The 22,670-nt window shown below is 73.5% G+C and carries 22 protein-coding genes; 13 read left to right on the top strand and 9 right to left on the bottom strand.

What is annotated here, in order from left to right; translation table 11 throughout:
* Positions 1-5 precede the first annotated feature (5 nt).
* Together MET2598_RS0132560 and denD are read left to right on the top strand one after the other, a co-directional pair.
* A complete protein-coding gene (locus tag MET2598_RS0132560) occupies positions 6-752 on the top strand; it encodes an SDR family oxidoreductase (protein WP_012335666.1) in 747 nt (248 codons plus the stop codon).
* A gap of 20 nt (positions 753-772) precedes the next feature.
* Positions 773-1,753: a D-erythronate dehydrogenase gene (denD, locus tag MET2598_RS0132555; protein ID WP_012335667.1), complete on the top strand. Its 981-nt coding sequence runs from the start codon at positions 773-775 to the stop codon at positions 1,751-1,753.
* A gap of 180 nt (positions 1,754-1,933) precedes the next feature.
* Here the strand turns inward: denD and MET2598_RS0132550 are convergent, their stop codons facing one another.
* From MET2598_RS0132550 to MET2598_RS0132535, 4 genes are all read right to left on the bottom strand, one after another.
* Positions 1,934-3,199: a capsule polysaccharide transporter gene (locus MET2598_RS0132550; RefSeq protein ID WP_012335668.1), complete on the bottom strand. Its 1,266-nt coding sequence runs from the start codon at positions 3,197-3,199 to the stop codon at positions 1,934-1,936.
* A gap of 202 nt (positions 3,200-3,401) precedes the next feature.
* Positions 3,402-4,826: an ATP-binding protein gene (locus MET2598_RS0132545; RefSeq protein WP_012335669.1), complete on the bottom strand. Its 1,425-nt coding sequence runs from the start codon at positions 4,824-4,826 to the stop codon at positions 3,402-3,404.
* Positions 4,827-5,549, bottom strand: coding sequence for a response regulator (locus MET2598_RS0132540; protein ID WP_012335670.1), 723 nt, complete (start codon positions 5,547-5,549; stop codon positions 4,827-4,829).
* A gap of 4 nt (positions 5,550-5,553) precedes the next feature.
* A complete protein-coding gene (locus tag MET2598_RS0132535; protein WP_018263686.1) occupies positions 5,554-6,234 on the bottom strand; it encodes a MarR family winged helix-turn-helix transcriptional regulator in 681 nt (226 codons plus the stop codon).
* A 192-nt stretch (positions 6,235-6,426) separates the two neighbouring features.
* Between MET2598_RS0132535 and MET2598_RS0132530 the strand changes: the two genes are divergently transcribed.
* The 3 genes from MET2598_RS0132530 to MET2598_RS0132520 all read left to right on the top strand — a co-directional run bounded on the left by MET2598_RS0132530 (position 6,427) and on the right by MET2598_RS0132520 (position 8,102).
* A complete protein-coding gene (locus MET2598_RS0132530) occupies positions 6,427-7,314 on the top strand; it encodes a branched-chain amino acid aminotransferase (protein WP_018263685.1) in 888 nt (295 codons plus the stop codon).
* A 147-nt stretch (positions 7,315-7,461) separates the two neighbouring features.
* On the top strand, positions 7,462-7,737 hold the full coding sequence (locus MET2598_RS0132525; RefSeq protein WP_018263684.1) for a DUF3072 domain-containing protein: 276 nt from the start codon (positions 7,462-7,464) through the stop codon (positions 7,735-7,737).
* Between the two features lie 194 nt (positions 7,738-7,931).
* Entirely contained in the window at positions 7,932-8,102 is a 171-nt protein-coding gene (locus tag MET2598_RS0132520) for a Flp family type IVb pilin (RefSeq protein WP_236728862.1), read from the top strand.
* A gap of 27 nt (positions 8,103-8,129) precedes the next feature.
* Here the strand turns inward: MET2598_RS0132520 and MET2598_RS0132515 are convergent, their stop codons facing one another.
* Positions 8,130-9,002, bottom strand: a complete 873-nt coding sequence (locus tag MET2598_RS0132515; protein WP_026191053.1) for a LysR substrate-binding domain-containing protein — start codon at positions 9,000-9,002, stop codon at positions 8,130-8,132.
* Positions 9,003-9,125: 123 nt separating this feature from the next.
* Between MET2598_RS0132515 and MET2598_RS0132510 the strand changes: the two genes are divergently transcribed.
* On the top strand, positions 9,126-9,464 hold the full coding sequence (locus MET2598_RS0132510; RefSeq protein WP_020493681.1) for a DUF1127 domain-containing protein: 339 nt from the start codon (positions 9,126-9,128) through the stop codon (positions 9,462-9,464).
* Here MET2598_RS0132510 and MET2598_RS0132505 read toward each other — a convergent pair.
* Both MET2598_RS0132505 and MET2598_RS0132500 read right to left on the bottom strand, forming a co-directional pair.
* Positions 9,399-10,844: an MATE family efflux transporter gene (locus tag MET2598_RS0132505; protein WP_018263680.1), complete on the bottom strand. Its 1,446-nt coding sequence runs from the start codon at positions 10,842-10,844 to the stop codon at positions 9,399-9,401. The genes MET2598_RS0132510 and MET2598_RS0132505 overlap by 66 nt on opposite strands.
* Positions 10,834-12,732, bottom strand: coding sequence for a monovalent cation:proton antiporter-2 (CPA2) family protein (locus MET2598_RS0132500; protein WP_012335678.1), 1,899 nt, complete (start codon positions 12,730-12,732; stop codon positions 10,834-10,836). The genes MET2598_RS0132505 and MET2598_RS0132500 overlap by 11 nt, the downstream gene beginning before the upstream one ends.
* Before the next feature lie 309 nt (positions 12,733-13,041).
* Here MET2598_RS0132500 and MET2598_RS0132495 point away from each other — a divergent pair, with 309 nt between their 5' ends.
* From MET2598_RS0132495 to MET2598_RS0132485, 3 genes are all read left to right on the top strand, one after another.
* Positions 13,042-14,199 (top strand): MFS transporter, encoded by a 1,158-nt coding sequence (locus MET2598_RS0132495; RefSeq protein ID WP_018263679.1) that lies wholly within the window; start codon positions 13,042-13,044, stop codon positions 14,197-14,199.
* Positions 14,200-14,386: 187 nt separating this feature from the next.
* The gene (ispH, locus tag MET2598_RS0132490) at positions 14,387-15,388 is read left to right on the top strand and encodes a 4-hydroxy-3-methylbut-2-enyl diphosphate reductase (RefSeq protein WP_012335680.1); all 1,002 of its coding nucleotides are present in this window, start codon (positions 14,387-14,389) and stop codon (positions 15,386-15,388) included.
* Between the two features lie 124 nt (positions 15,389-15,512).
* Positions 15,513-16,478 carry a homoserine kinase gene (locus MET2598_RS0132485; protein WP_018263678.1) on the top strand — a complete coding sequence of 322 codons (966 nt, stop codon included), beginning with the start codon at positions 15,513-15,515 and terminating at the stop codon, positions 16,476-16,478.
* Between the two features lie 60 nt (positions 16,479-16,538).
* Here the strand turns inward: MET2598_RS0132485 and MET2598_RS0132480 are convergent, their stop codons facing one another.
* Positions 16,539-17,750 (bottom strand): MFS transporter, encoded by a 1,212-nt coding sequence (locus tag MET2598_RS0132480; protein ID WP_012335682.1) that lies wholly within the window; start codon positions 17,748-17,750, stop codon positions 16,539-16,541.
* A 462-nt stretch (positions 17,751-18,212) separates the two neighbouring features.
* Between MET2598_RS0132480 and MET2598_RS0132475 the strand changes: the two genes are divergently transcribed.
* Positions 18,213-18,416, top strand: a complete 204-nt coding sequence (locus tag MET2598_RS0132475) for a hypothetical protein (RefSeq protein ID WP_018263677.1) — start codon at positions 18,213-18,215, stop codon at positions 18,414-18,416.
* 60 nt (positions 18,417-18,476) lie between these two features.
* On the opposite strand, the gene MET2598_RS0132470 is transcribed toward MET2598_RS0132475, so the two are convergent.
* Positions 18,477-19,262, bottom strand: a complete 786-nt coding sequence (locus MET2598_RS0132470) for a GntR family transcriptional regulator (protein WP_018263676.1) — start codon at positions 19,260-19,262, stop codon at positions 18,477-18,479.
* A 192-nt stretch (positions 19,263-19,454) separates the two neighbouring features.
* On the opposite strand from MET2598_RS0132470, the gene dctP reads away from it, so the two are divergent.
* The 3 genes from dctP to MET2598_RS0132455 are packed head-to-tail and all read left to right on the top strand — an operon-like array spanning position 19,455 to position 22,566.
* The gene (gene dctP, locus MET2598_RS0132465; RefSeq protein ID WP_012335685.1) at positions 19,455-20,471 is read left to right on the top strand and encodes a TRAP transporter substrate-binding protein DctP; all 1,017 of its coding nucleotides are present in this window, start codon (positions 19,455-19,457) and stop codon (positions 20,469-20,471) included.
* The gene (locus MET2598_RS0132460; protein ID WP_018263674.1) at positions 20,468-21,223 is read left to right on the top strand and encodes a TRAP transporter small permease; all 756 of its coding nucleotides are present in this window, start codon (positions 20,468-20,470) and stop codon (positions 21,221-21,223) included. The genes dctP and MET2598_RS0132460 overlap by 4 nt, the downstream gene beginning before the upstream one ends.
* Positions 21,220-22,566 carry a TRAP transporter large permease gene (locus MET2598_RS0132455; protein WP_012335687.1) on the top strand — a complete coding sequence of 449 codons (1,347 nt, stop codon included), beginning with the start codon at positions 21,220-21,222 and terminating at the stop codon, positions 22,564-22,566. Before MET2598_RS0132460 ends, MET2598_RS0132455 begins: the two co-directional genes overlap by 4 nt.
* The last annotated feature ends 104 nt before the right edge of the window (positions 22,567-22,670 follow it).

The following is a 22,670-nucleotide window of genomic DNA, read 5'->3' as shown; positions in this document are numbered from 1 at the left end:
AGCGCATGGTGGGACGTCTTGCGGGCAGGAGCGCCGTGGTCACGGCGGCGGGGCAGGGGATCGGCCGGGCGATCGCCGAGGCGTTCCTGGCGGAGGGCGCCCGCGTGCTCGCGACCGACCTCGACGCGGGCAAGCTCGAAGGGCTGAGCGGCGCCGCGACGGCGTCCCTCGACGTGCGCTCGGACGAGGCGGTGGCGGCCTTCGCGCGGGGCGCCGGCCCGGTCGACATCCTGGTCAACGCGGCGGGCTTCGTCCATCACGGCACGATCCTCGACTGCACCGACGCGGAGTGGGACCTCGCCTTCGACCTCAACGTGCGCTCGATGCACCGGACCATCCGGACCTTCCTGCCCGGCATGCTGGAGCGCGGCCACGGCTCCATCGTCAACATCGCCTCGGCGGTCTCGACCCTCGCCACCGCGCCCAACCGCTACGTCTACGGCACCACCAAGGCGGCGGTGATCGGCCTCACCATGGCGGTGGCCCGCGACTTCATCCGCCAGGGCGTGCGCGCCAACGCCATCTGCCCCGGCACGATCCAGTCGCCCTCCCTCGACGAGCGGATCAAGGCGCTCGCCGCCCAGACCGGCACCAGCGAGGCCGAGGCCCGGCAGAGCTTCATCGACCGCCAACCGATGGGCCGCCTCGGCCGCGCCGAGGAGGTGGCCGCGCTCGCCGTCTACCTCGCCTCGGACGAATCCCGCTTCACCACCGGCCAGACCCACCTGGTCGATGGCGGCTTCGCGCTCTGACCGGCACCGGGATCCCAGCCATGCACATCCTGATCCTCGGCGCGGCCGGCATGGTCGGCCGCAAGCTCCTCGCCCGCCTCCTGCGCGACGGCCGGCTCGGGGCCGAGCCGATCACCCGGCTCACCCTGCACGACGTGGTGGCGCCCGAGGCGCCCGCCGCCCGCTTCCCGGTCGCGCTCTCGGCCTCGGACCTGTCGCTGCCCGGCGAGGCGGAGCGGCTGGTCGCCGGCCGCCCCGACGTCATCTTCCACCTCGCGGCGATCGTCTCGGGCGAGGCGGAGGCCGATTTCGACAAGGGCTACCGGATCAACCTGGACGGCACGCGGGCCCTCCTCGACGCGGTGCGGGCGATCGGGGACGGCTACCGCCCGCGCCTCGTCTTCACCTCCTCGATCGCGGTCTTCGGCGCGCCGATGCCCGACGTGATCGGCGACGAGTACCTGACCGCCCCGCTCACCAGCTACGGCACCCAGAAGGCGATCGGCGAGCTTCTCCTCTCGGACTACACGCGGCGGGGCTTCCTCGACGGGGTCGGGATCCGGCTCCCCACGATCTGCGTGCGGCCGGGCAAGCCCAACAAGGCGGCCTCGGGCTTCTTCTCGGGCATCATCCGCGAGCCGCTCGCCGGGCAGGAGGCGGTGCTGCCGGTGCCCGACGGCGTGCGCCACTGGCACGCCTCGCCCCGCGCCGCGGTCGGCTTCCTCCTCCACGCCGCCACGATCGAGGGCGCGCGGCTGGGCGACCGCCGCAACCTGACCATGCCGGGCGTCGCCGTCACGGTGGCCGAGCAGATCGAGGCCCTGCGCCGCGTCGCCGGCGAGGCGGTGGTCGCGCGCATCCGCCGCGTCCCCGACCCGACGGTCGAGCGCATCGTGGCGGGCTGGCCGCGCGCCTTCGACCCCCGCCGGGCGCTGGACCTCGGCTTCACGGCGGAGCCGGATTTCGAGACGATCATCCGGGTGCATATCGAGGACGAGCTCGGCGGCAGGATCGCCGCCTGACCCGGGATCCGGTTGATCGAAGCGGATCCCGGATCACCAGCCTGCGCGGCGCCTGAGCGACGCCGACATCCGCATGGCCGAAATCGGAGATGGCGAAGCCATCAACCGGATGTCGGATGAGGGCGGCCGCCGCGGGCGGGGCCGCCCGCGGGGTCTCCCGCCGCCCGGCGGGGGACCGGATCAGGTCAGCTGGTTGCGCAGCAGGATCGACAGGCCGAAGGCGAGGGCGGCGCCCGCCTCGGTGACGGCGATCCACTGCAGCCGCCGCGGCTGCTCGGCCGATTGCGGCAGGCTCGGCTGCACCGCGACGGTGAAGAACTCGACTTGGCGGTCGGCGATCATCCGCGCCTGCTCGCGCGCGGCGATCATGCGGCCGTAGAAGGCCTGCGCGTTCTTGCGGTCGACCTCCAGCTGCTCGAAGCGCGTGAGGGCGTCGGACAGGACCCGCCGCTGGTTCGGATCCTGCGTCGTCGCCTCCCGCTCCAGGCCCGCGATCGTGGCGTCGAGCTGCGCGATCTGCGCCTTGAGATCCTGGACGCTGCGGGTGTCCTCCTTGAGGTCGCGCTGCAGCAGCGCGAGCCTCACGCCGAGCGCGATGCGCTGCTCGCGCACCTGCGCGACCATCTTGACGTTGATGCCGGCGGTCTTCTCGGCGTCGAGCACGCCGCCGCGGTTGCGCAGGTTGCGCATCTCGACCTGGAGCCCGGTCAGGCGCTCCTCGGCGCGCGCGAGCGCGCGCTCGCTCTCGGCGAGCGCGTCCTCGCGGGCCTTGGCGGTGAGTTCGTTGATCCGCCGCTCGCTCTCGGCGAGGATCGCCCGGCTGATCGCCACCGCCTCCTCGGGGGCGAAGGCGTTCACCTTCACGGAGACGAGGCCGGCCCCCTCGACCGTGACCTGGACGCGGTCGCGCCAGTAGCGCACCAGCCTCTCGACCGGCTCCTCGGCGTCGAAGCGCGAGAACTCGTCGATGGAGTCGCGGGAGAAGATCGCGCGCAGGGGCAGCGCGCGCTCGACCGCCTCCACCATCGGCCGGCTGGTAATGTACTCGGCCGCGAGCGCGATGTCCTGGGCGATCATCTGGCCGATCACGCTCGCGAAAGCGTTGCCGCTGCCCCCGCTGCCCCCGCTGCCGCTCTCGCCGCGGCCCCCGGCCTCGGTCGCGCCCACGGCCGGGCGGATCGCGAACTGCGTCTCCGCCACGTAGCGGTCCGAGAGGTAGAACCCGAACACCCCGATCCCGGCGAGCGAGGGGAGCACGAACAGGGCCAGGAACAGGATCGGCGTGACGTAGTCGCGCCGCCGCTGGGCCCGCGCCTCGCGCAGCTGCTGGCGCGGATCGTTGTAGCGCGAGATGCGCGCCATCTGGCGCAGCGACTCGGAGATCAGCCGCGAGCGCTCGATCGGTTCGAGCGGCTGGCCGGTCGGGGGGCGGGCGTCGGCCGTCATGACGAGGTCCGGTTCGGGGGCGGGGGGAGAGGGCGGCGGCGGCGCGAGAGTCCGGGCGGGCGCAGGATCCGCTCGGGAGCCCTGGCCGCCTCGGCCGAGATCCCCGCTTCCGCCATGCGCCGCACTCCCTCGCGCCGAGCCGGCATCCCCCTCGGCCGCGAGCGCTCTAGGGCCACATCGCGACCAATTTGTGAGGGGGCGCTCACGCGGGGATCCGCACCGTCGCGCGCAGGCCCCCGAGGGGCGAATCGTGGAGCGCGATGTCGCCGCCATGGGCGCGGGCGATGTCGAGGGCGATGGCGAGGCCGAGCCCGGAGCCGCCCGCATCCTGGCGCGCGTCGTCGAGGCGCACGAAGGGCTTGAACACCTCCTCGCGCCGCTCCGGCGAGATCCCCGGCCCGTCGTCGTCGATCGAGACCGCGAGCCAGCGGCTCTCCTGGCGGGCGGTCAGCGCGATCGTCTCCCCGTAGCGCGCCGCATTGGCCGCGAGGTTGAACAGGCAGCGCCGGAAGGCGTCGGGCCGCACCGTCACGGTGGCGGGCCCCTCGAGCGTGACCTCGCTCACGTGGCCGCCCAGGCGCTCCACGTCGGTGCGCAGGTCCTCCAGCAGCGCCCGGATGTCGACGGGGGCGGCCTGCTCGCCCGAATCGCCCCGCGCGAAGGCGAGGTAGGCCTCCAGCATCCGGCTCATCTCGTCCACGTCGCGCAGGAGGTCCTCGATCTCCGGATTCTGCTCCAGCAGCGCCAGCGACAGGCGGAAGCGGGTCAGGATCGTGCGCAGGTCGTGGCTCACCCCGTTCAGCATCGCGGTGCGCTGCTCCATCGCCCGCTCGATGCGCCGCTTCATCTCGATGAAGGCGTGGCCGGCCTTGCGCACCTCGCGGGCGCCGCGGGGACGGAACTCGACGTCCCGGCCCTTGCCGAAGCTCTCGGCGACGTCGGCGAGCCGCAGGATCGGCCGGATCTGGTTGCGCAGGAACAGGATCGCCACCCCGAGCAGCACCAGCGAGGTCCCGCCCATCCAGAGCAGGAAGATGTGCGAGTTCGAGGCGTAGGCCTGGCTGCGCTTGGCGATCACCCGCATCACCCCGCCCGGGATCGCCACCCGGATCTCGATCAGGCTGGAGCGGCCGACCGTGTCGATCCAGAACGGCCGCTTGATCTGGCGGCGGATCTCGTCCGAGAGGGCCTCGTCGAGGAGGGAGAAGAACGGCCGCGGGCCCGGCGCCGGGATCCTGGCCCCCTCCAGGATGTCGACGTCGAGCTTGAGGCGCTGCTCCGCGATGCGCTGCAGCGTCTCGGCATCCCGGTCCTGGGGGTAGCTCTCGTAGATGTCGATCAGCGCCGCGACGTCGGCGGTCACCGCCGCGGAGAGGCGCCGCGTCACCAGCTGCCAGTGCCGCTCCATGAAGGTGTAGGCGATCACCGATTGCAGCAGCACGACCGGCGCGATGATGATGATCAGGGAGCGGGCGTAGAGGCCCTTGGGCAGCCGCTCGCCCAGCGCCCGGCCGAGGCGGCGCCAGAGCGCGGCCGGCGAGAGCTGTGCGGCCAGGGTCGGGCGGGCGGCTCCTTCCTCCGCGGCGCCCGCCTCCGCGGCGCCCGCGATCCCGCCGGGCAGCGCCATCTAGTCGAGCACGAGCCGGTAGCCGATCCCCCGCACCGTCTGCAGGTAGCGGGGATTGGCCGGATCGTCCTCGAGCTTGCGGCGCAGGCGGTTCATCTGCACGTCGATGGTGCGCTCGTTGCCCGGCTCCGCCCCGCCGGTGAGCGCCTCGCGGGCGACGTTCCCGCCCTTGGCCAGGGCCAGGATGGTGAGGATCTCGCGCTCGCGCTCGCTCACCCGGATCGGCTCCTCGTCGCGGGTGAGTTCCCCGCGCTCGACCCGGAACAGGAAGGGGCCGAAGCGCACCGCGTCGAGGGGCGCCGCCGCGCCGACCGGCCCGCTGCCCGCGCTGCGGCGCAGGATGTTGTTGAGCCGCAGGATCAGCTCGCGGGGCTCGAAGGGCTTGGGCAGGTAATCGTCCGCCCCGATCTCCAGCCCCGTCACCCGGTCGTTCGGGTTCGAGCGGGCGGTGAGCATCAGGATCGGCACCTGCGAGGTCTGCCGGATCTGGCGGGCGTAGTCGAAGCCGGTCTCGCCCGGCATCATCACGTCGAGGACGAGGGCGTCGAAGACGAGGTTCGCCCCCTTGGCGCGGGCCTCCGCGGCGCTCGCCGCGGCGGTCACCCGGTAGCCCTGCTCGTAGAGGAAGCGCGAGAGCAGGTCCCGCAGGCGCCGGTCGTCGTCGACGACGAGGATGTGGGGCGCGTGGTCGGGGAGATCCGCCCGGGCGGCGAGCGCCGTCATTCCCTCAGCCCTCCTCGGGCGCCGGCGCGGCGCCGAGTGCCGGCGCGGCGCCGAGTGCCGCCCCGGCGCCGAGTGCCGGCGCGGCGCCGGATCCCGCCGCGGCGCCGTCCGGCGCCGCCGCGATCAGGCGGCGCACCGCCGGGCGGTCGCCGGCATCGATCATTGCAAGGAGGAAGCGGCTCGCCGGGCCGCGGGCAGCCGGGCCGGCCTCGGCCAGGGCCCGCCGCACCCGCTCGCCCTGCAGGCGGGCGAGGTCCGCGGCCAGCCGATGCCCCTTGGGGGTGCAGGTCAGCAGCCGGTGGCGGCGGTCGCTCGTCCCGGCGCGCTGCGCGATGTAGCCCGACTCGATCAACTCCTTGAGCACCCGGTTGAGGCTCTGCTTGGTGATGCGCAGGATATCGAGGAGTTCGGCGATCGTGAGGCCGGGATTGCGCTCCACGAAGTGCAGCACCCGGTGGTGCGCCCGCCCGAAGCCGTATTCCGCCAGGATGCGGTCCGGATCGGAGACGAAGTCCCGATAGGCGAAGAACAGGAGTTCGATCAGGTCGTAGGCGTGGCCGACCTCCGGCAGGTCCTCGTTCGCCGGGTCCGGCGGGGCCTCGCCGGCCGGGTCGGCCGGCGCCGCGCGCGGCCCCTCCGCGGGGTTCGGCCGGGTTCGGGCAGCTCGGTTCGCCGTCCTGTCCATGGTCTCACCGCCCCGATCTCCGGGCCCCGCCCGGCCGTCCGATTTATGTCAGCCTTGTTGACATATCTCAGCCCCGTTGATACCCGTCAACCCCGCCGGCGCAACGAACGAACGCCATTCGCGTCGCTGAAGCACGAAGATTGCGAGCCGGCCCGCCCTTCCGGACACGAACCGCAACCGAGGATCATCGTCATGTCCGTCATCCCCTTCGACCAGCGTGAAGGCCACATCTGGTTCGACGGCCGCATGGTGCCGTGGGCGGACGCGAAGATTCACGTCCTCAGCCACGGGCTCCATTACGGCTCCTGCGTGTTCGAGGGCGAGCGCGCCTATGGCGGGCAGATCTTCAAGAGCACGGAGCATTCGCAGCGGCTGCGCCGCTCGGCCGAGCTCCTCGATTTCGAGATCCCGTTCTCCGTGGCCGAGATCGACGCCGCCAAGGCCCTCGTCCTGAAGGAGAGCGGTCTGCAGGACGCCTATCTGCGCCCGGTGGCGTGGCGCGGCTCGGAGATGATGGGCGTCTCGGCGCAGAACAACACCATCCACCTCGCCATCGCGGCCTGGGAATGGCCGAGCTACTTCGACCCGGCCACCAAGATGAAGGGCATCCGCCTCGACCTCGCCGAGTACCGGCGTCCCGACCCGCGCACGGCGCCCTCCGCCTCGAAGGCGGCGGGCCTGTACATGATCTGCACGATCTCCAAGCACCGGGCCGAGAAAAAGGGCTACGCCGACGCGCTGATGCTCGACTGGGAGGACAACGTCGCCGAGTGCACCGGCGCCAACGTCTTCTTCATCCGGGACGGCGCGATCCACACCCCGCTCGCCGACCGCTTCCTCAACGGCATCACCCGCCAGACGGTGATCGAGCTCGCCCGCCGCCGCGGCGTCGAGGTGATCGAGCGGCGCATCCGGCCCGAGGAGATGGCGGGCTTCTCGGAGTGCTTCATCACCGGCTCGGCCGCCGAGGTGACCCCGGTCTCCGAGATCGGCCCCTACCGGTTCCAGCCGGCGGCGCTCACCCGCGCCCTGATGGACGATTACACCGCCGAGGTGCAGCCCCGCGCCAAGGCGGCCTGACCCGCCCGGGAGACCTCTCCCGAGCACCGCGCCGCCGCATTCCCGCGGCGGCGTCCCCGGGCGCGGGATGTCGCGGCCGGGGACGGAACAGGGCGCCTCCTCCGCGCGTTCCCCCGACGAGAACAATACGGGAACAGAGGAGCCGACATGACGGCCAAGACGCACGCGGCCAAGACCCACGCGGCCGAGACTCGCGCGGCGGAGAATCCGAAGACCGCGCCCGAGGCGGCGGAGCCCTCGAACCGGATCAAGGATCCGAAGGACTGGACGACCGGGCACGAGCCGATGACCGGCGCGCAGGCCTCCTACCTCAAGACCCTGTCGGAGCAGGCCGGGGACGGCGAGGCCTACGATCCCGATCTCGACAAGGCCGAGGCCTCGGAGCGGATCGACGCCCTGCGCAAGGCGACCGGCAAGGGCTGACCAGGAGCTGACCAGGAAGGTTGATCCGGGCAGGGCGGCCGACCAGGCCGGCCCTGACCCTGCGGAAGAGGCGTGGCGGGCGGCTCACTTTCGGGGGTTCTCTTAACCGATGATGAGGGAGTTCCGCCCTATCGTTGCACTGTGAGGTGGAGGGGGGGCGTGTCGTGACCGGCAGATGGCTGCGTGCCAAAACCGTGCGACTGTTCCTGTGCGATTCCTCAGGGAGCACGGCGATCGAGTACGTGATGATCGCCGGTTTCATCTTCCTGGCGCTGGTCGGGGGCTTGAGCCTGTACGGCAATCAGACCGGGAATCTCTACGCCAACTTCAGCAGCCAGGTGGTGAACGTGCTCTCGAAGCCGTGAGCGCGCGGGCCCCCGCCGACGCCGCTCCTATTCCGCGGCGACCCCGAGATTGTCGAGGCACTCGCGGATCTGCGCCGCGAGGGCGTCGGCCAGCGGCATCGGCTCCGGGATGCGCGGGCGCATGAGCCCGATCCGGCAGGTGGGGAGGGCGGGAAACCCGTCCGCCGGGGAGAGGATCCGCATCCCGGGCCTGAGCGCGCTCTCGGGCAGGACCGAGACGGCGAGGCCGGCCAGCACCGCGGCGCCGACCGCGGTCGAGCTCCAGCTCACGAACAGGATGCGGTTGGGGCGGCCGACCCGCTCCAGGGCCGCGAGCGCCGCCGCGCGCCAGACGCAGGCCGGGCGCCCGAGGGCGAGCGGCAGGGGCGTCTGCGCGTGGGTGCGGTGGCGGCCCGACCCGACCCAGAGCAGCGCCTCGGTGCGGATCGTCTCGATGCTGCCGCGGTGGCGCGCCTCCGTGATGATGGCGAGGTCGAGGTCGCCGCTCCCGATCCGGGCGACCAGCATGTCGGTGGGCTCGCAGACCACCGTTACCTCGGCGCGCGGATGCGCCCGCGCGAAGCGGGCCAGGATCTCCGGCAGGTAGCGCTCGGCGTAGTCGTCGGGCAGGCCGAGCCGCACCCGGCCCGCGAGGTCGCCCTCGGCGAAGCGCGCGAGGCACTCGGTCTGCAGCCGCACGATCCGCCGCGCGTAGTCGAGGAGGCGCTCCCCGTCGTCGGTGAGCCGCACCCCGCGCCCGGCCCGGGCGAAGATCTCGCGCCCGATCCGCTCCTCCAGCCGCTTCATCTGCATCGAGACGGCCGATTGCGTCTTGTGCACGCGCTCGGCGGCCTGGGTGAAGGAGCCGGTTTCGGCGATCGCCACCAAGCTGCGCAGCTGGTCGATGTCGAGGGGGTGCAGGGCGGCCTCCTTTCATCAGCTTCCGTGATGTGACACATCTCAAGCATTCGCTCAACGGATCGGTCGCGCCGGCGTATGAGGGGGCTGCGGCGCGCCCCGGAATGGCCGCCGCCGGAGGTCAGGATGACGGTCGGTTTCGCTCCCCTCGGTGTTCTCTCGCTGGTCCTGCGGGCCGGTCGCGTGGCCCGCAAGGGCGTGGCGACGGTGATCCGCCTCCTCGCCCACCGGCGCGCCGCCCATCGCCTCGCCGCGCTCGACGACCGCATGCTCAGGGATCTCGGGCTGACCCGCGCCGAGGTCGTGGGCGCCCTCGACCTGTCGTGGCGGGACGACCCGACCCTGCACTTGGCGGACCGACGTCACTCCAAGATCCTGGGCGCTTCGCCTGTGGGCCCTTCAGCGGTGCGCGTGACCCTGGTGGCCCGCGACGGGAGCCGGGTGGGGCGGGGCCTCGCCGCCTGAGGCCGCGCCGGGGACGGGGGCCGGTCCGCTGCGCGGCCGGCGCTCCAGCACGCCCACGACCCGGAACGCGGCGAGGAGCGCCAGCGCCCCGAAGGCGACCGAGCCCGCCCCGACCCCGAGCAGGGCGCCCTCCGGCCCGCCGAGCCGGGCGCCCAGCACCGCGAAGGGCATGGTGCCGAGCGTCGCCCGGCCCCAGTTGAAGGCGGTGGAGAGGAGCGGGAAGCCGAGATTGTTGAAGGCGGCGTTGGCCAGGAACAGCAGCCCGTTGAAGAACCAGATCGCGCTGCCGACGAGGCAGAAGAAGGCGACGAGGCGCGCCGCCTCGCCGTCGAGGGCGAAGGCGCGGGGGATCGCCCCGCGCCCGAGCGCCAGCGCGAGCCAGACCGCCGCGAGGTAGAGGGCGGTGACCAGGACGGCGTCCCGCAGGATGCGCCGCATCCGGTCGAAGCGGCCCGCGCCCCAGTTCTGGCCGAGGATCGGCCCGATCGCCCCCGAGAGCGCGAACAGCCCCCCGAAGGCGACCGGGATCAGCCGGTCGATCACTGCGCCGGCCGCCACGGCCTGCGTCCCGAACCCCGCGATCACCTGGGCCAGGAAGGCGCTCGCCACGGGCGGGGCGAGGTTGGTCAGCACCGCCGGCAGGGCGATGCGCAGCACCTCGGGGGCGTCGGCCAGGACCGCCTCAGCCCGCGGCAGGGCCACCATGCGGTGCACCGCCACGGCGCCCTGCCAGCCGATCGCCGCGAAGGCGAGGCGCACCGCCACCACGCTGAGCGCCGCCCCGTCGAGCCCGAGCCCGAGGCCGAAGATCAGCAGCGGGTCGAGGACGGCCATGACCACGGCCCCGCCGACCGTCACGGCGCTGGACCGGCGGGCATCGGCCACGGCGCGCAGCACGCCGGACAAGCCCATGCCGAGCGCCATCAGGGGCAGGGCCGGCAGCGAGATCAGCAGGAAGCGCCGCGCCGCCGGCACCACCTCCGGCCCCGCCCCGACGAGGCGCAGGAGCGGGTCGAGGAAGAGCACGAGGAGCGCGAGGACGAGGAGGGAGGCCAGGACCGTGAGCGCCATGGCGGAGGCGGCGAGGCGCCGCGCGCGCTCCCGGTCGCCGGCCCCGAGGGCCCGCGCCACCAGGGCGCCGACCGCGATCATCATGCCGATGTTGATGGAGACGCCGAAGACCTGGAGGATGGAGGCGAAGCCCACCGCCGCGGTGAGCGACGGGTCGCCGAGCCAGGACACGTAGAGCAGCGACAGGAGGTCGACGGCGAAGACCGCCATCAGCCCGGCCGAGCCCGCCGCCCCCATCACCACCACGTGGCGCAGCGTCGAGCCGGTGACGAAGGCGGCCTCGCCCGTCCGGGCGGCGTCAGGCCTCATCGGAGACCGGCTCCGGGCTGGCCTCGGGGGCGGGCTCGGGCGGCGCCGGCCGCTCCTTGGCGAGGATGTCCCGCGTCTCCTGGGTCAGCGCCCGGGAGGCGCGCTGGGGCGCGGTCAGGGGCTCGGGCTTGATGCGCACGAGGCCGCGCACCGGGTCGGTGCGGTCGAGGGGCTCGCCGGCCTGCTGCAGGACGAGCCGGGCGACGTCGCGCTTGCGCACGTCGTCGGCGATGCCGGCCGCCTCCTGGGCCGGCACGCCGAGCGCCTCCAGGGTGGCCCGCCCGAAGGCCAGCGCCGACTCGACCGTCTCGCGGATCAGGAAGTCGACGTCCCGGTTCATCGCCTCGATCGCCTGGACCCGGTCGAAGACCCGCACGTAGGTGCGGGCGGCGGGGAATTCCGCGTGGACGAGGTCGATGATCTTGAGGGTCTCCTCGGCCTCGTCGATGCAGATGCAGATCACCTCGGCGCGCCCGGCCCCGGCCGCCCGCAGCACGTCGAGGCGGGTGCCGTCGCCGTAATAGACCCGGAAGCCGAAGCGGGCGGCGCTGCGGATCTGCTCCACGTCCTTGTCGATCACCGTGACGCTGATCCCCTGCGCCAGCAGCACTTGGTTGAGGATCTGGCCGAAGCGGCCGAAGCCGACCACGAGGACGCGGGCGTCGGTGCTCTCGATCTGGTCGTAGGCCGGTTCGAGGGCGCCGGTGCGCCGCCGCGCGAGCAGCCCGTCGAGCCCCTTGGCGGCGAGCGGCCCCACCAGCATGGTGAGCGCCGCGAGCGCGATGGCGAGCCGCCCCGCCGCCCCGTCCACGATCCCGAGCTCGCCCGCCATCGGCAGGAGCACGAAGGCGAATTCCCCCGCCGGCGCGAGCACGGCGGCGCCCCGCAGGGCGTCGAGCCAGGGCGAGCCGAACAGGCGGAACAGGGCCGCCACGACCGCGGTCTTGAGCAGGATCGCCGAGACCGTGGCGGCCGAGAGCCCGAGCCAGTGCTCCCGCACCAGCGCCACGTCGATCGACATGCCGACGCTCATGAAGAAGAGGCCGAGCAGCATGCCGCGGAACGGCTCGATATCGGCCTCGAGCTGGTGGCGGAAGTTCGATTCGGCGAGCAGCAGCCCGGCCAGGAAGGCGCCCATCGCCATCGAGAGGCCGACATGCTCCATCAGCAGCGCGGTCCCGAGCACGACCAGGAGGGCGGCGGCGGTCATCACCTCGCGGGCGCCGCTGGCGGCCAGCAGCCGGAAGAACCGGTTGAGGCCGTAGCGTCCGACCAGCACCGCCGCCAGGATCGCCGCCACCGCCGAGCCCGCCGCGCGCAGCGCCTCGCCGAGCGGGTTGCCGCTCGCCGCCGTGCCGGTCGAGGCGAGCAGCGGCAACAGGGCCAGGATCGCCACCACCGAGAGGTCCTGGAACAGCAGCACCGCGAAGGCGCGCTGGCCGTAGGGGGCGGCGAGGTCGCGCCGTTCCTCCAGCAATTGCAGGGCGACCGCCGTCGCCGAGAGGGCGAGCGCCGTGCCGACCACCCCGGCGGCGGCCGGGGTGAGGCCGCCCAGGATGCCGAGTCCCCCGAGCGCCGCCGCGCAGGCGACGAGCTGGAGCGTGCCGAGGCCCAGGATGTCGCGGCGCATCGAGATCAGCCGCGAGAGCTCCAGTTCGAGCCCGACGATGAACAGCAGCAGCACCACCCCGAGCTCCGAGACGCTGCGCGCCGTCTCGGCCTCCGGGATCAGCGAGAACCCGGAGGGCCCGATCACCACCCCGGCCAGGAGGTAGCCCAGAACCGCGCTCTGGCCGAGCAGGCGCACGATCGGCACGCCGACCACGGCGGCCGACAGGAAGGTGAGGACCGGCGGCAGGAAGCTGGCGTGGTCGGCGGCACTCGCCATGCGGGGCTCCCGGTGGGTGAGGGGAGCGCACTCCTTAACCCGGGGATGTGGCGCAAAGCGAGGCGGGAGGGGGCGGGGCGGGAGGCCGGAGCGAGCCTCGGTCGGCGGGCGCGCCATCGCGGCGCGCCCGGAGCGTCGCGCGGCGCGACGCGTCGCTCCGACGTTCGCCGGCGCCCCCGCCGGCGCCCCTCGCCGAAGCCGAAGCCCCGAGGGGCCGGCGCGAGAGGGCGCCCGCGCCGCCCCGCCGTTGCGGCAGATCCGTGAAGCGGCCATGCTGCGGCGCTCCCGCCCGCCCATCCCCGGTTCCCCATGCAGGTCCGCCTCGGCCGCCCCCTCGCCATCCTGGGCGCCACGCAGGTGATCGGGTGGGGCAGCATCCTCCTGCCCCCGGTGATCGGCGCCCGGATGGGGGCCTCCCTCGGCCTCGACCTGCCCACCGTTCTGGCCGGATCCTCGCTCGTGATGGTGGTGTCGGGGCTCGCCTCGCCGCTCCTCGGCCGAGCCTACGCGCGCATCGGGGCGCGGTCCGTGATGATGGCCGGGTCCCTCCTCGGCGCCGCCGGCCTGCTGCTGCTCTCGGCCGCCGCCGGCCTCGCGAGCTACCTGCTCGCCTGGGCGGTGCTCGGCCTCTTCGGCGCGGCGATGCTCTCGACCAGCGCCAACGCCTACCTGACCGAACTCGCCGGGCCCCGCGCCCGCAGCGCGATCGGCCTCGTGATGCTGGTGACGGGCCTCGCCACCGGGATCTTCTGGCCGCTCACCGCCTGGCTCGACGCCGCGATCGGCTGGCGCGGGGCGGTGCGGCTCTATGCCGGGCTCCAGCTCGCCCTCGTGCTGCCGCTGCTCGCCTGGCTGCCGCCCGCGCGGGGCCCGGTCCCGGCCACCGCGGCGGCGCCCGCGCCCTCCGCCGCCGATTCCCCCTTCCGGCTGATGGCGGCGGCGATCGGGCTCAGCGGCTTCGTCTCCTTCGGGCTCGAAGCGGTCACCATCGCGCTCCTCACCGCCTACGGCTTCGGCACCGCCGAGGCCGTCGCCGCCGGCTCCGCCATGGGCCTGCTCAAGGTCGCCGGGCGGATGATCGACATGGCCGGCGGCGCGCGTTGGGACGGCCTGACCACCGGGATCGTCGCCACCGGGGCGATGCCGCTCGGCCTCGCGGCGCTGCTCCTCGGCGGCGGCGGCAGCGCGGCGGCCCTGGTCTTCGCGGTCCTGTTCGGGCTGGGCAGCGGCGCCTTCGCGATCGCCCGGGCGACGATGCCCCTCGTCTTCTACGACGGGGCCGCCTACGGCGCGGCGCTGGCGCGGATCGCGCTGCCGCTCAACCTCGCGGCCGCGGCGGCGCCGCCGCTCCTCGGTGCCCTGCTGACCCGGTTCGGGCCGGCCCCCGCGCTCGCCACCGCGATGGGCTGCTCGCTCGCGGCCTGCGCCCTGCTCGCGCGCCTCGCCCGGCTGCGGCCGGCCCGCTGACCGCCGCCCGCCGAAGCCGCCGCGCCGCGCGGGGCGCGCCCGCGACGCGCGAGGTGCGCCTGCGCCGCGCAGGTGCGCCGTCTCACCCGGCGCGCGGGCGATCCGGCGGTTGCGTCTAGGGATCGCCGTGATTCGATGCGATGAGAGGTTGACAGGCCAAGCCCCCCTTCGCCACATCCCGGGTATCATGACCGCTCCCGCGAACTCCTCCGCCCCCGGCGCCGCCGCGCCCGAGAAACCCCCGCTCGAGATCATGCTCTGCGCGCCCCGCGGCTTCTGCGCGGGCGTGGTGCGCGCCATCGACGTGGTCGAGCGGGCGCTCGCGATCTACGGGCCGCCGGTCTACGTCCGGCACGAGATCGTCCACAACAAGTACGTGGTCGAGAGCCTGAAGCGCAAAGGCGCCGTCTTCGTCTCCGAACTCGACGAGGTTCCGGACGGCAACGCCCCGGTGATCTTCTCGGCCCACGGCGTCGCCAAGACCGTGCCGCAGACCGCCGAGAGCCGCGGCCTCACCACCATCGACGCGACCTGCCCCCTCGTCACCAAGGTCCACCGCGAGGCGGAGATCCACCACAAGCGCGGGCGCCACGTGCTCCTCGTCGGCCATTCGGGCCATCCCGAGGTGGTCGGCACGATGGGCCAGCTGCCGGCGGGCTCGATCACCCTGGTGGAGGACGTCGAGCAGATCGAGGCGCTGGAGCCCGCCAACCGCGACAACCTCGCCTGGGTGACGCAGACCACCCTCTCGGTCGACGACACCCACCACATCGTCGAGGCGCTCAAGCGCAAGTTCCCGGCGATCGTCGGCCCGCACAAGGACGACATCTGCTACGCCACCACCAACCGCCAGGAGGCGGTCAAGCAGGTGGCGCCCCTCGTGGACGCGCTGATCGTGGTCGGCTCGTCGAACTCCTCGAACTCGCAGCGCCTGCGCGAGGTGGCCGAGCGGGCGGGCTGCCCGATCACCCGGCTCCTCAACCGCGCCGAGGAGATCGACTGGGACGCCTTCGCCAATATCCGCCGGCTCGGCCTCACCGCCGGCGCCTCGGCCCCCGAGGTGCTGGTCGAGGAGATCATCGACGCCTTCGCGACCCGCTACGCGGTCACGGTCGACACGGTCTCGACCACCACCGAGGACATGGTCTTCCCGCTGCCGCGGGAATTGCGCAGCGAGGCCGCCGAGTGACCTGACCGCCCCGCCGGGCGGTCTTTGACAAGCGCGGGGCGCCGCCCCATCACCGGGGCGGCGCCCCTCGCGCGCCGGGGCGACGCCGTCCGGCCGCCTCCTTCCTTCGAGACGGATACGGACCGTGGCGGTCTACACCGAGGTTCCCGACGAGGCGCTCGCCGCCTTCCTGGCCGATTACGACATCGGCGGCCTGCTCTCCTACAAGGGCATCGCCGAGGGGGTCGAGAACACCAACTTCTACCTGCACACCACGGCCGGCTCCTACATCCTGACCCTCTACGAGAAGCGGGTGGCGGAGGGGGACCTGCCCTTCTTCCTCGGCCTGATGGAGCACCTCGCGGCGCGCGGCCTCGCCTGCCCGCAGCCGATCCGCAACCGGGCCGGCACGGCGCTCGGGCGGCTCTGCGGGCGGCCCGCCGTGATCGTGTCCTTCCTGGACGGCGTCTCGGTGCGCCGGCCCGGGGTGCGCCACTGCCGGGCGCTCGGCCGGGCGCTGGCCGGCCTCCACGCGGCCGGGGTGGATTTCCCGATGCGGCGCCCCAACGCCCTCTCGGTCGCGGCGTGGCGCCCGCTCTTCGCCCAGGCCGAGGCGCAGGCCGACCGGGTCGCCCCGAACCTCGCGGCGCGCACCCGCGACGACCTCGCCCGGCTGGAGGAGGCCTGGCCGCGGGACCTGCCGGGCGGCGTGATCCACGCCGACCTCTTCACCGACAACGTCTTCTTCATCGGCGACGCGGTCTCGGGGCTGATCGACTTCTACTTCGCCTGCACGGACGCCTTCGCGTACGACCTCGCCATCTGCCTCAACGCGTGGTGCTTCGAGCTGGACGGCTCCTTCAACCGCACCAAGGGCCAGGCCATGATCGCCGCCTACCAGGCGGCACGGCCCCTCGATCCCCGCGAGGTCGAGTCCCTGCCGCTGCTCGCCCGGGGCGCGGCCCTGCGCTTCATGCTCACCCGCCTGGTGGATTGGCTCAACGTGCCGCCCGGCGCGCTGGTGAAGCCGAAGGATCCCCTCGAATACGACCGCAAGCTCGCCTTCCACCGCCGGGTGACGGGGGCGGAGGAATACGGCTGGACGCCGTAGGGGAGGGCGCCCGAACCCCCCGCGGCCGCCCGCGGGCGATGCCATGGGCCGGAGACCGGTTCACGCCCCCCGGGGCCCGGCCCTGGGTTCCAGCAGCGGCACCACCACCCCCGCCGCCGCGAAGGCGCCGCCGACGAGGCAGAGCAGCGGCCAGCCCCCCGCCGCGAAGGCGCGGGTGCCCGCCGAGGCGCCGAGGGCGCCGCCGATGAACACCGCCGTGAAGAACACCGTGTTGATCCGCCCCCGCGCCCCCGCCGCCAGCGCGTAGACCCGGGTCTGGTTGGCGATCAGCGCCGTGTTGATGCCGATGTCGATGAGGAGCACGCCGAGGGCCATCGCGGCGAGGGAGCGGCCGCCGAGGAGCCCGAACACCGCGAAGGAGGCGAGCGTCAGCAGCGCGCCGCCGATCACCACCGGCCGCGGGCTCTTCGCGTCGGCGAAGCGCCCCGCATAGGGCGCGCAGAGGGCGCCCGCGGCGCCGATCAGCCCGAACAGCCCGGCCCCGGCCGGATCGAGGCGGAAGGGCGGTCCCTCCACGAACAGGGCGAGGCTGGTCCAGAAGGCGTTGAAGGCGGCGAAGAGCAGCGCCTGGGACAGCGCCGCGCGCCGCAGGGGCGCCTGGCCCCGGGCGAGGTCGAGGACCGAGGCCATCAGCGCGCCGTAGGGCAGGCGGGTGGCGGCCCGGGTCGCCGGCAGGGTCAGGGCCGCCAGGGCGGCGAGGGCGAGGGAGAGGCCGCAGGCGGCGCCGAACATCGCCCGCCAGCCGAACCACGCCCCCACGAGCCCGCTCAGGGTCCGGGCGAGCAGGATGCCGAGCAGGAGCCCGGTCATCACCTGGCCGACCATCCGGCCGCGGCTGGCGTCCGGGGCGAGTTCGGCCGCGAAGGGCACCGCCTGCTGGGCCGCCGTCGACAGGACGCCGATCAGGAAGCTCGCCGCCGCCAGCGTGCCGAGCCCCGGGGCCAGGGCCGCCAGCACCAGCGCGCCCGAGAGCAGGAGGAGCTGGCCGACGATCAGCCCGCGGCGCGGGTAGCGGTCCCCCATCGGGACGAGGCCGAGGATCCCGAGCCCGTAGCCGGCGAGCGTCGCGGTCGGGACCAGGCTCGACGCCGCCGCGCCGAGATCCTGCGCCAGCACGGCGAGGAGCGGCTGGTTGTAGTAGATGTTCGCCACGGCCCCGCCCGCGATCAGGCTCAGGCTGAGGCGCGTCGCCGGGGTGAGGGCCGGCAGCGCGGCGTTCTGCGGCAGGGCGGAGGACGGGGCGCTCGTCATCGGGTCCGGTTCGCTGGGCAGGGGCGACTCGCCCCGAATGGTCCCCCCAGGGTAGGGCCTGCGCCCGCCCGCGCACGGGTCCCGCGCCGCGCGGCCGCCCCGCGCTGCGCACATGCCGCACGCCCCTCACGGGGCCCGGGGGGGCCCGCTCACGGGGCCCGCGGGGTCCCGCTGCGACGATCCCGGCGGGCCCGAGCCCTTTCGCCCCCAACCCGCCGGCCCCATCTCCGGGGCCGGCGCAGGCCGGCGACATTCTGCACGACGAATTCCGCTTGGCCTGGCGGCGCGGCCCGGGGATACTTGGCGCCGGATGTCCTGCCGGGACCGCTCCCGGATCGGCACGGTCGAATGGCCGCGCTGCACTGGCGGCGGGTCCGGGCAGGACAGCGTGAACTCTTGGTGAGGCAGCTCCGCAGGGCCGGCGCGACGCCGGCATGACCTGGATCCGCGAGGGATCGGACGATGTCGCAATACCGTGTTCAGTTCGCCAAGGAGATCATGGGAGTGCCGTTCGCGGTCGGCACGGTCGAGATCACCCGCGCGCGCGACCCGCAGCGGGCCGAGCGGGCCGCCGCCCTGCGCTTCGCCCGCCAGCACGGCATCGAGGATTGGCGCGAGCGCGCCGACCGCATCGAGCTGACGCCGCTGCCCGGCCGCGGCGGCTGAGCCTCATCCGCCGAGGGGCGCCGCTTCGGCGGACGCGCCCGCGGGCGATCCGGCCGGGGCTCACGCCGCCGCGCTGTCGCGGCGCAGGCTCAGGATCAGGTCCGCGAAGCGGTCGCCCTGCACGATGACGTGGGCGCGCATGCACTCGCCCGCGCGCGCCTCGTCGCCCGCCAGGATCGCCTCCACGGCCCCCGCGTGCTCGGCGAAGGACTGGCCGAGCCGGTGGCGGGCGCGCAGCTGGATGCGGCGGAACGGCGCGAGGCGCCGGCTCAGCTGCACGGCCTGCTCGCACAGGAATCCGTTGCGCGAGGCCCGGTAGATGACCGCGTGGAAGACCGCGTTCTCGGCGTAGTAGGCCTCGGTGTCGCCGGTCTCGGCCGCCTTCCGGCAGGCCTCCAGGGCCGCGACGAGCTCCCGCTGGTGCTCGGCCGTCAGGCGCCGGGCCGCCAGCCGCGCGCAGGACGCCTCCAGCTCCGCCATCGTCTCGAACATCTCGAGGAGCCGCGCCGGATCGGGCGTGCTCACCACCGCGCCGCGGCGCGGCTTCACCTCGATCAGCCCGGTCGCGGCGAGCTGCAGCAGCGCTTCCCGGATCGGCGTGCGCGAGACCCCGAACCGCGCGGCGAGCTGGACCTCGTCGAGCCGCGCCCCGGGCGGCAGCACGCCGTCGACGATCTCGTCCTCGATCGTCTGCTTCAGCCGCTGGGCGTGGTTCCTGGGCGGGTTGTTCCTGGGCGGGTTGTTCCTGGGCGGGTGGTTCCCGTTCGGGTGATTCCCGAGCGGGTGATTTTTGGGCGCGTGACCCTCGGTCCTGTCCGCGGGACCGTTCCTGTGCGTGTGACTCATGGCGGCGTCACCCCCCGGGCGGCCCGAACCGGATCCGCGCGGATTATGCAGGCCGGTTGACAAAATATACAAGAGCGGGCTTCTTTCCGTGCAATATACCACGAGCCGCCCCGTCCATAAGGGGTGGCCGCACACAGAGCCGGGGCGTGGCCCCGGCCGCGCCGGGATCGACCCGGCCGGAGGAGACACGCCATGGCTCTCACGCGTCGTTCGCTCGTGGCCGCCGGTCTGGCGGCGCCCGCGCTCCTGTCCGCCCGGACGGCCCGGGCGGCCACCACCCTCAAGCTGTCGCACCAGTTCCCGGGCGGCTCGATCGACGAGGGCGACTTCCGCGACCGCATGGCGCGCAAATTCGCGGTCGCCCTCAAGGAGCGCTCGAAGGGCGCCCTCGACCTGCAGGTCTATCCGGGCTCGTCCCTGATGAAGACCAACGCCCAGTTCAGCGCGATGCGGAAGGGCGCGCTCGACATGAGCCTCTACCCGCTCCCCTACGCGGGCGGCGAGGTGCCGGAGACCAATATCGGGCTGATGCCGGCGCTGGTGACCTCCTACGAGCAGGCCAAGGCCTGGAAAGCCGCCCCGGTCGGCCGCAAGCTCGCCGAGATCCTGCAGGCCAAGGGCATCGTGATGGTGTCCTGGGTCTGGCAATCGGGGGGCGTGGCGAGCCGCGAGCGCCCGCTGGTGACGCCGGACGACGCCAAGGGCATGAAGGTGCGCGGCGGCTCCCGCGAGATGGACCTGATGATGAAGGCGGCGGGCGCCGCCACCCTCAGCCTGCCCTCCAACGAATCCTACGCGGCGATGCAGACCGGCGCCTGCGACGCCGTCATCACCTCCTCGACCAGCCTGATCTCCTTCCGCCTGGAGGAGCTCGCCAAGGCGCTGACCTCCGGCAAGGGCCGCTCCTACTGGTTCATGCTGGAGCCGATCATGATGTCGAAGATCGTCTTCGACGGCCTGCCGAAGGACCAGAAGGACCTGATCATGCAGGTCGGGGCCGAGCTGGAGTCCTTCGGGCAGCAGGGCGCGATGGCGGACGACGACCGGGTCGAGCAGGTCTTCGGGAAGGCCGGCGCCAAGATCGCGACCCTCGACGAGGCGACCCTCGGCCGCTGGCGCGACATCGCCCGCGACACCGCCTGGAAGGATTACGCGGCGAAATCGTCGAGCTGCGCCGAGATGCTCAAGCTCGCGGAGGCAGTCGCGTGAGCCACGCCTTCGACGCGGCCTCGGCGGCGGCCGCCGGCCACGACGGGCGCGGCATCCCGCGCGCCCCGGGGGCGCTCGGCGCCGTCGAGGCCGCCATGGCGGCCGTCAACCGGCTGATCCTGCTCCTCGGGGGGCTCGCCCTGATGGCGGCCTGCCTGGTCCTCACCCACAGCGTCGTGGTGCGCTACTTCCTCAAGGTCCCGACCGAGTGGCAGGACGAGACGGCGGTGTTCCTGATCGTCGGCGCGACCTTCCTGTCGGCGGCCGCCGTGCAGGCGCGGCGCGGCCACGTCGCCATCGAGGCGCTGACCGGCCTGCTGAGCCCCCGCGTCAACGCCGCGCGGCTCGTCCTCGCCGACCTCGTCAGCCTGCTCTTCGTCGCCTTCTTCTCGTGGAAGAGCTGGACCCTTCTGCATGAGGCCTGGGTCGACGGGCAGACCTCGCAATCGACCTGGGGCCCGCCCCTCTGGATCCCCTACGCGCTGATGGCCTCCGGCATGACACTGCTCACCCTGCAGCTCCTGCTGCAGCTCGCCGAGGGGATCGCGCGGGGCCCCCTCGCGGCCGGCCGCGCCGATCCCAAGGTCGGGCTCGGGGCCGACCTCGCCGAGGTGGCCTCGCGGCCCGAGGCGGGCCCGCGGCCCGAGGCGGGCCCGCGGCCCGAAGTGGCCCCGCAGCCCGAAGTGGCCCCGCAGCCCGAAGTGGCCCCGCAGCCCGGGAGGGCCCCGCGGCCCGGGAGGGCCGCCCAATGAGCACGGCCGTCGTCGGAATCCTCTATGCCGGGGCGACGCTCGGGGCGATGCTGTCGGGCATCCCGATCGCCTTCGCGCTCGGGGCGGTCGCCCTCGTCTTCATGCTGGCCTTTATGCCGGGCGCCTCCCTCGATACGGTGGCGCAGAACGTCTACGAGGAGATGGCGTCGATCACGCTGCTGTCGATCCCGCTCTTCATCCTGAAGGGCGCGGCGATCGGGCGCTCGAAGGCCGGCCAGGACCTCTACTCGGCGATGCACGCCTGGATGCACCGCATCCCCGGGGGGCTCGGCATCGCCAACGTCTTCGCCTGCGCGCTCTTCGCCGCCATGGCGGGGTCGAGCCCGGCCACCTGCTCGGCGATCGGCTCGGCCGGCATCCCGGAGATGCGCAAGCGCGGCTATTCGGGGGGATTCGCGGCCGGGATCATCGCGGCGGGCGGCACGCTCGGCATCCTGCTGCCGCCCTCGATCACCATGATCCTCTACGCGGTGGCGGCCGAGCAATCCCTCGGGCGGCTCTTCCTCGCGGGGATCGGTCCGGGCCTCCTCCTGGTCGCGCTCTTCGCCCTCTACGCGGTCTTCCGCTTCCGGCGGGAATTCGCCGCCGCGCGGGCGGTCCAGGCGGCGGGCGGGCCCGGCCACGCGATCCTGGCCGAGGAGAGCTACTCGATGGCGCAGCGCTTCTCGACGCTGCCGCGGGTGATGCCCTTCGTGGTCCTGCTCACCGGCGTGATGGTGGCGCTCTACGGCGGCTACGCCACCCCCTCCGAGACGGCGGGGCTCGGCGGCATCCTGGCGCTCGTGCTGATCGCGCTGATCTACGGGGTCTGGAAACCGCGGGACGTCGACCCGATCCTCACCGCCACCCTGCGCGAATCGACCATGCTGATGCTGATCATCGGCATGTCGCTGCTCTACGCCTACGTGATGAGCTACCTGCACATCTCGCAGGCCGCGGCCGCCGCGATCGTGGCGCTGCAGCTCTCGCCCTGGCTGCTGCTGGCGACGATCCTGCTCCTCGTCGTGGTGCTCGGCTTCTTCCTGCCGCCGGTCTCGATCATCCTGATGACCGCGCCGATCATCCTGCCGCCGCTCAAGGCCGCGGGCTTCGACCTCGTCTGGTTCGGGGTGGTGATGACCATCACCATGGAGATGGGCCTGATCCATCCCCCGGTCGGCCTCAACATCTTCGTGATCAAGAACATCGCGCCGGACATCCCGCTCTCGGACATCATCTGGGGCACGCTGCCCTTCGTGCTGCTGATGGCGGCGGCGATCCTGATCCTGTGCGTCGCGCCCGGCATCGCCCTGTGGCTGCCGGACCGGCTGCTCGGGAGCTGACGCCGTGGCGGGCCGAGACTTCTCCGCCGGCGCGGCGGAACCCTATCTGTCCCGGACGGGCGGCGCGGCAGGAGACTTGCCCGTCGCGGAAGACTTGCCCGTCG

The organism is Methylobacterium sp. WSM2598, assembly GCF_000379105.1.
In the GTDB taxonomy this organism is placed as follows: domain Bacteria; phylum Pseudomonadota; class Alphaproteobacteria; order Rhizobiales; family Beijerinckiaceae; genus Methylobacterium.
Note: the sequence above shows the minus strand (reverse complement) of the source record. Positions and strands in the feature narration are given on the sequence as shown.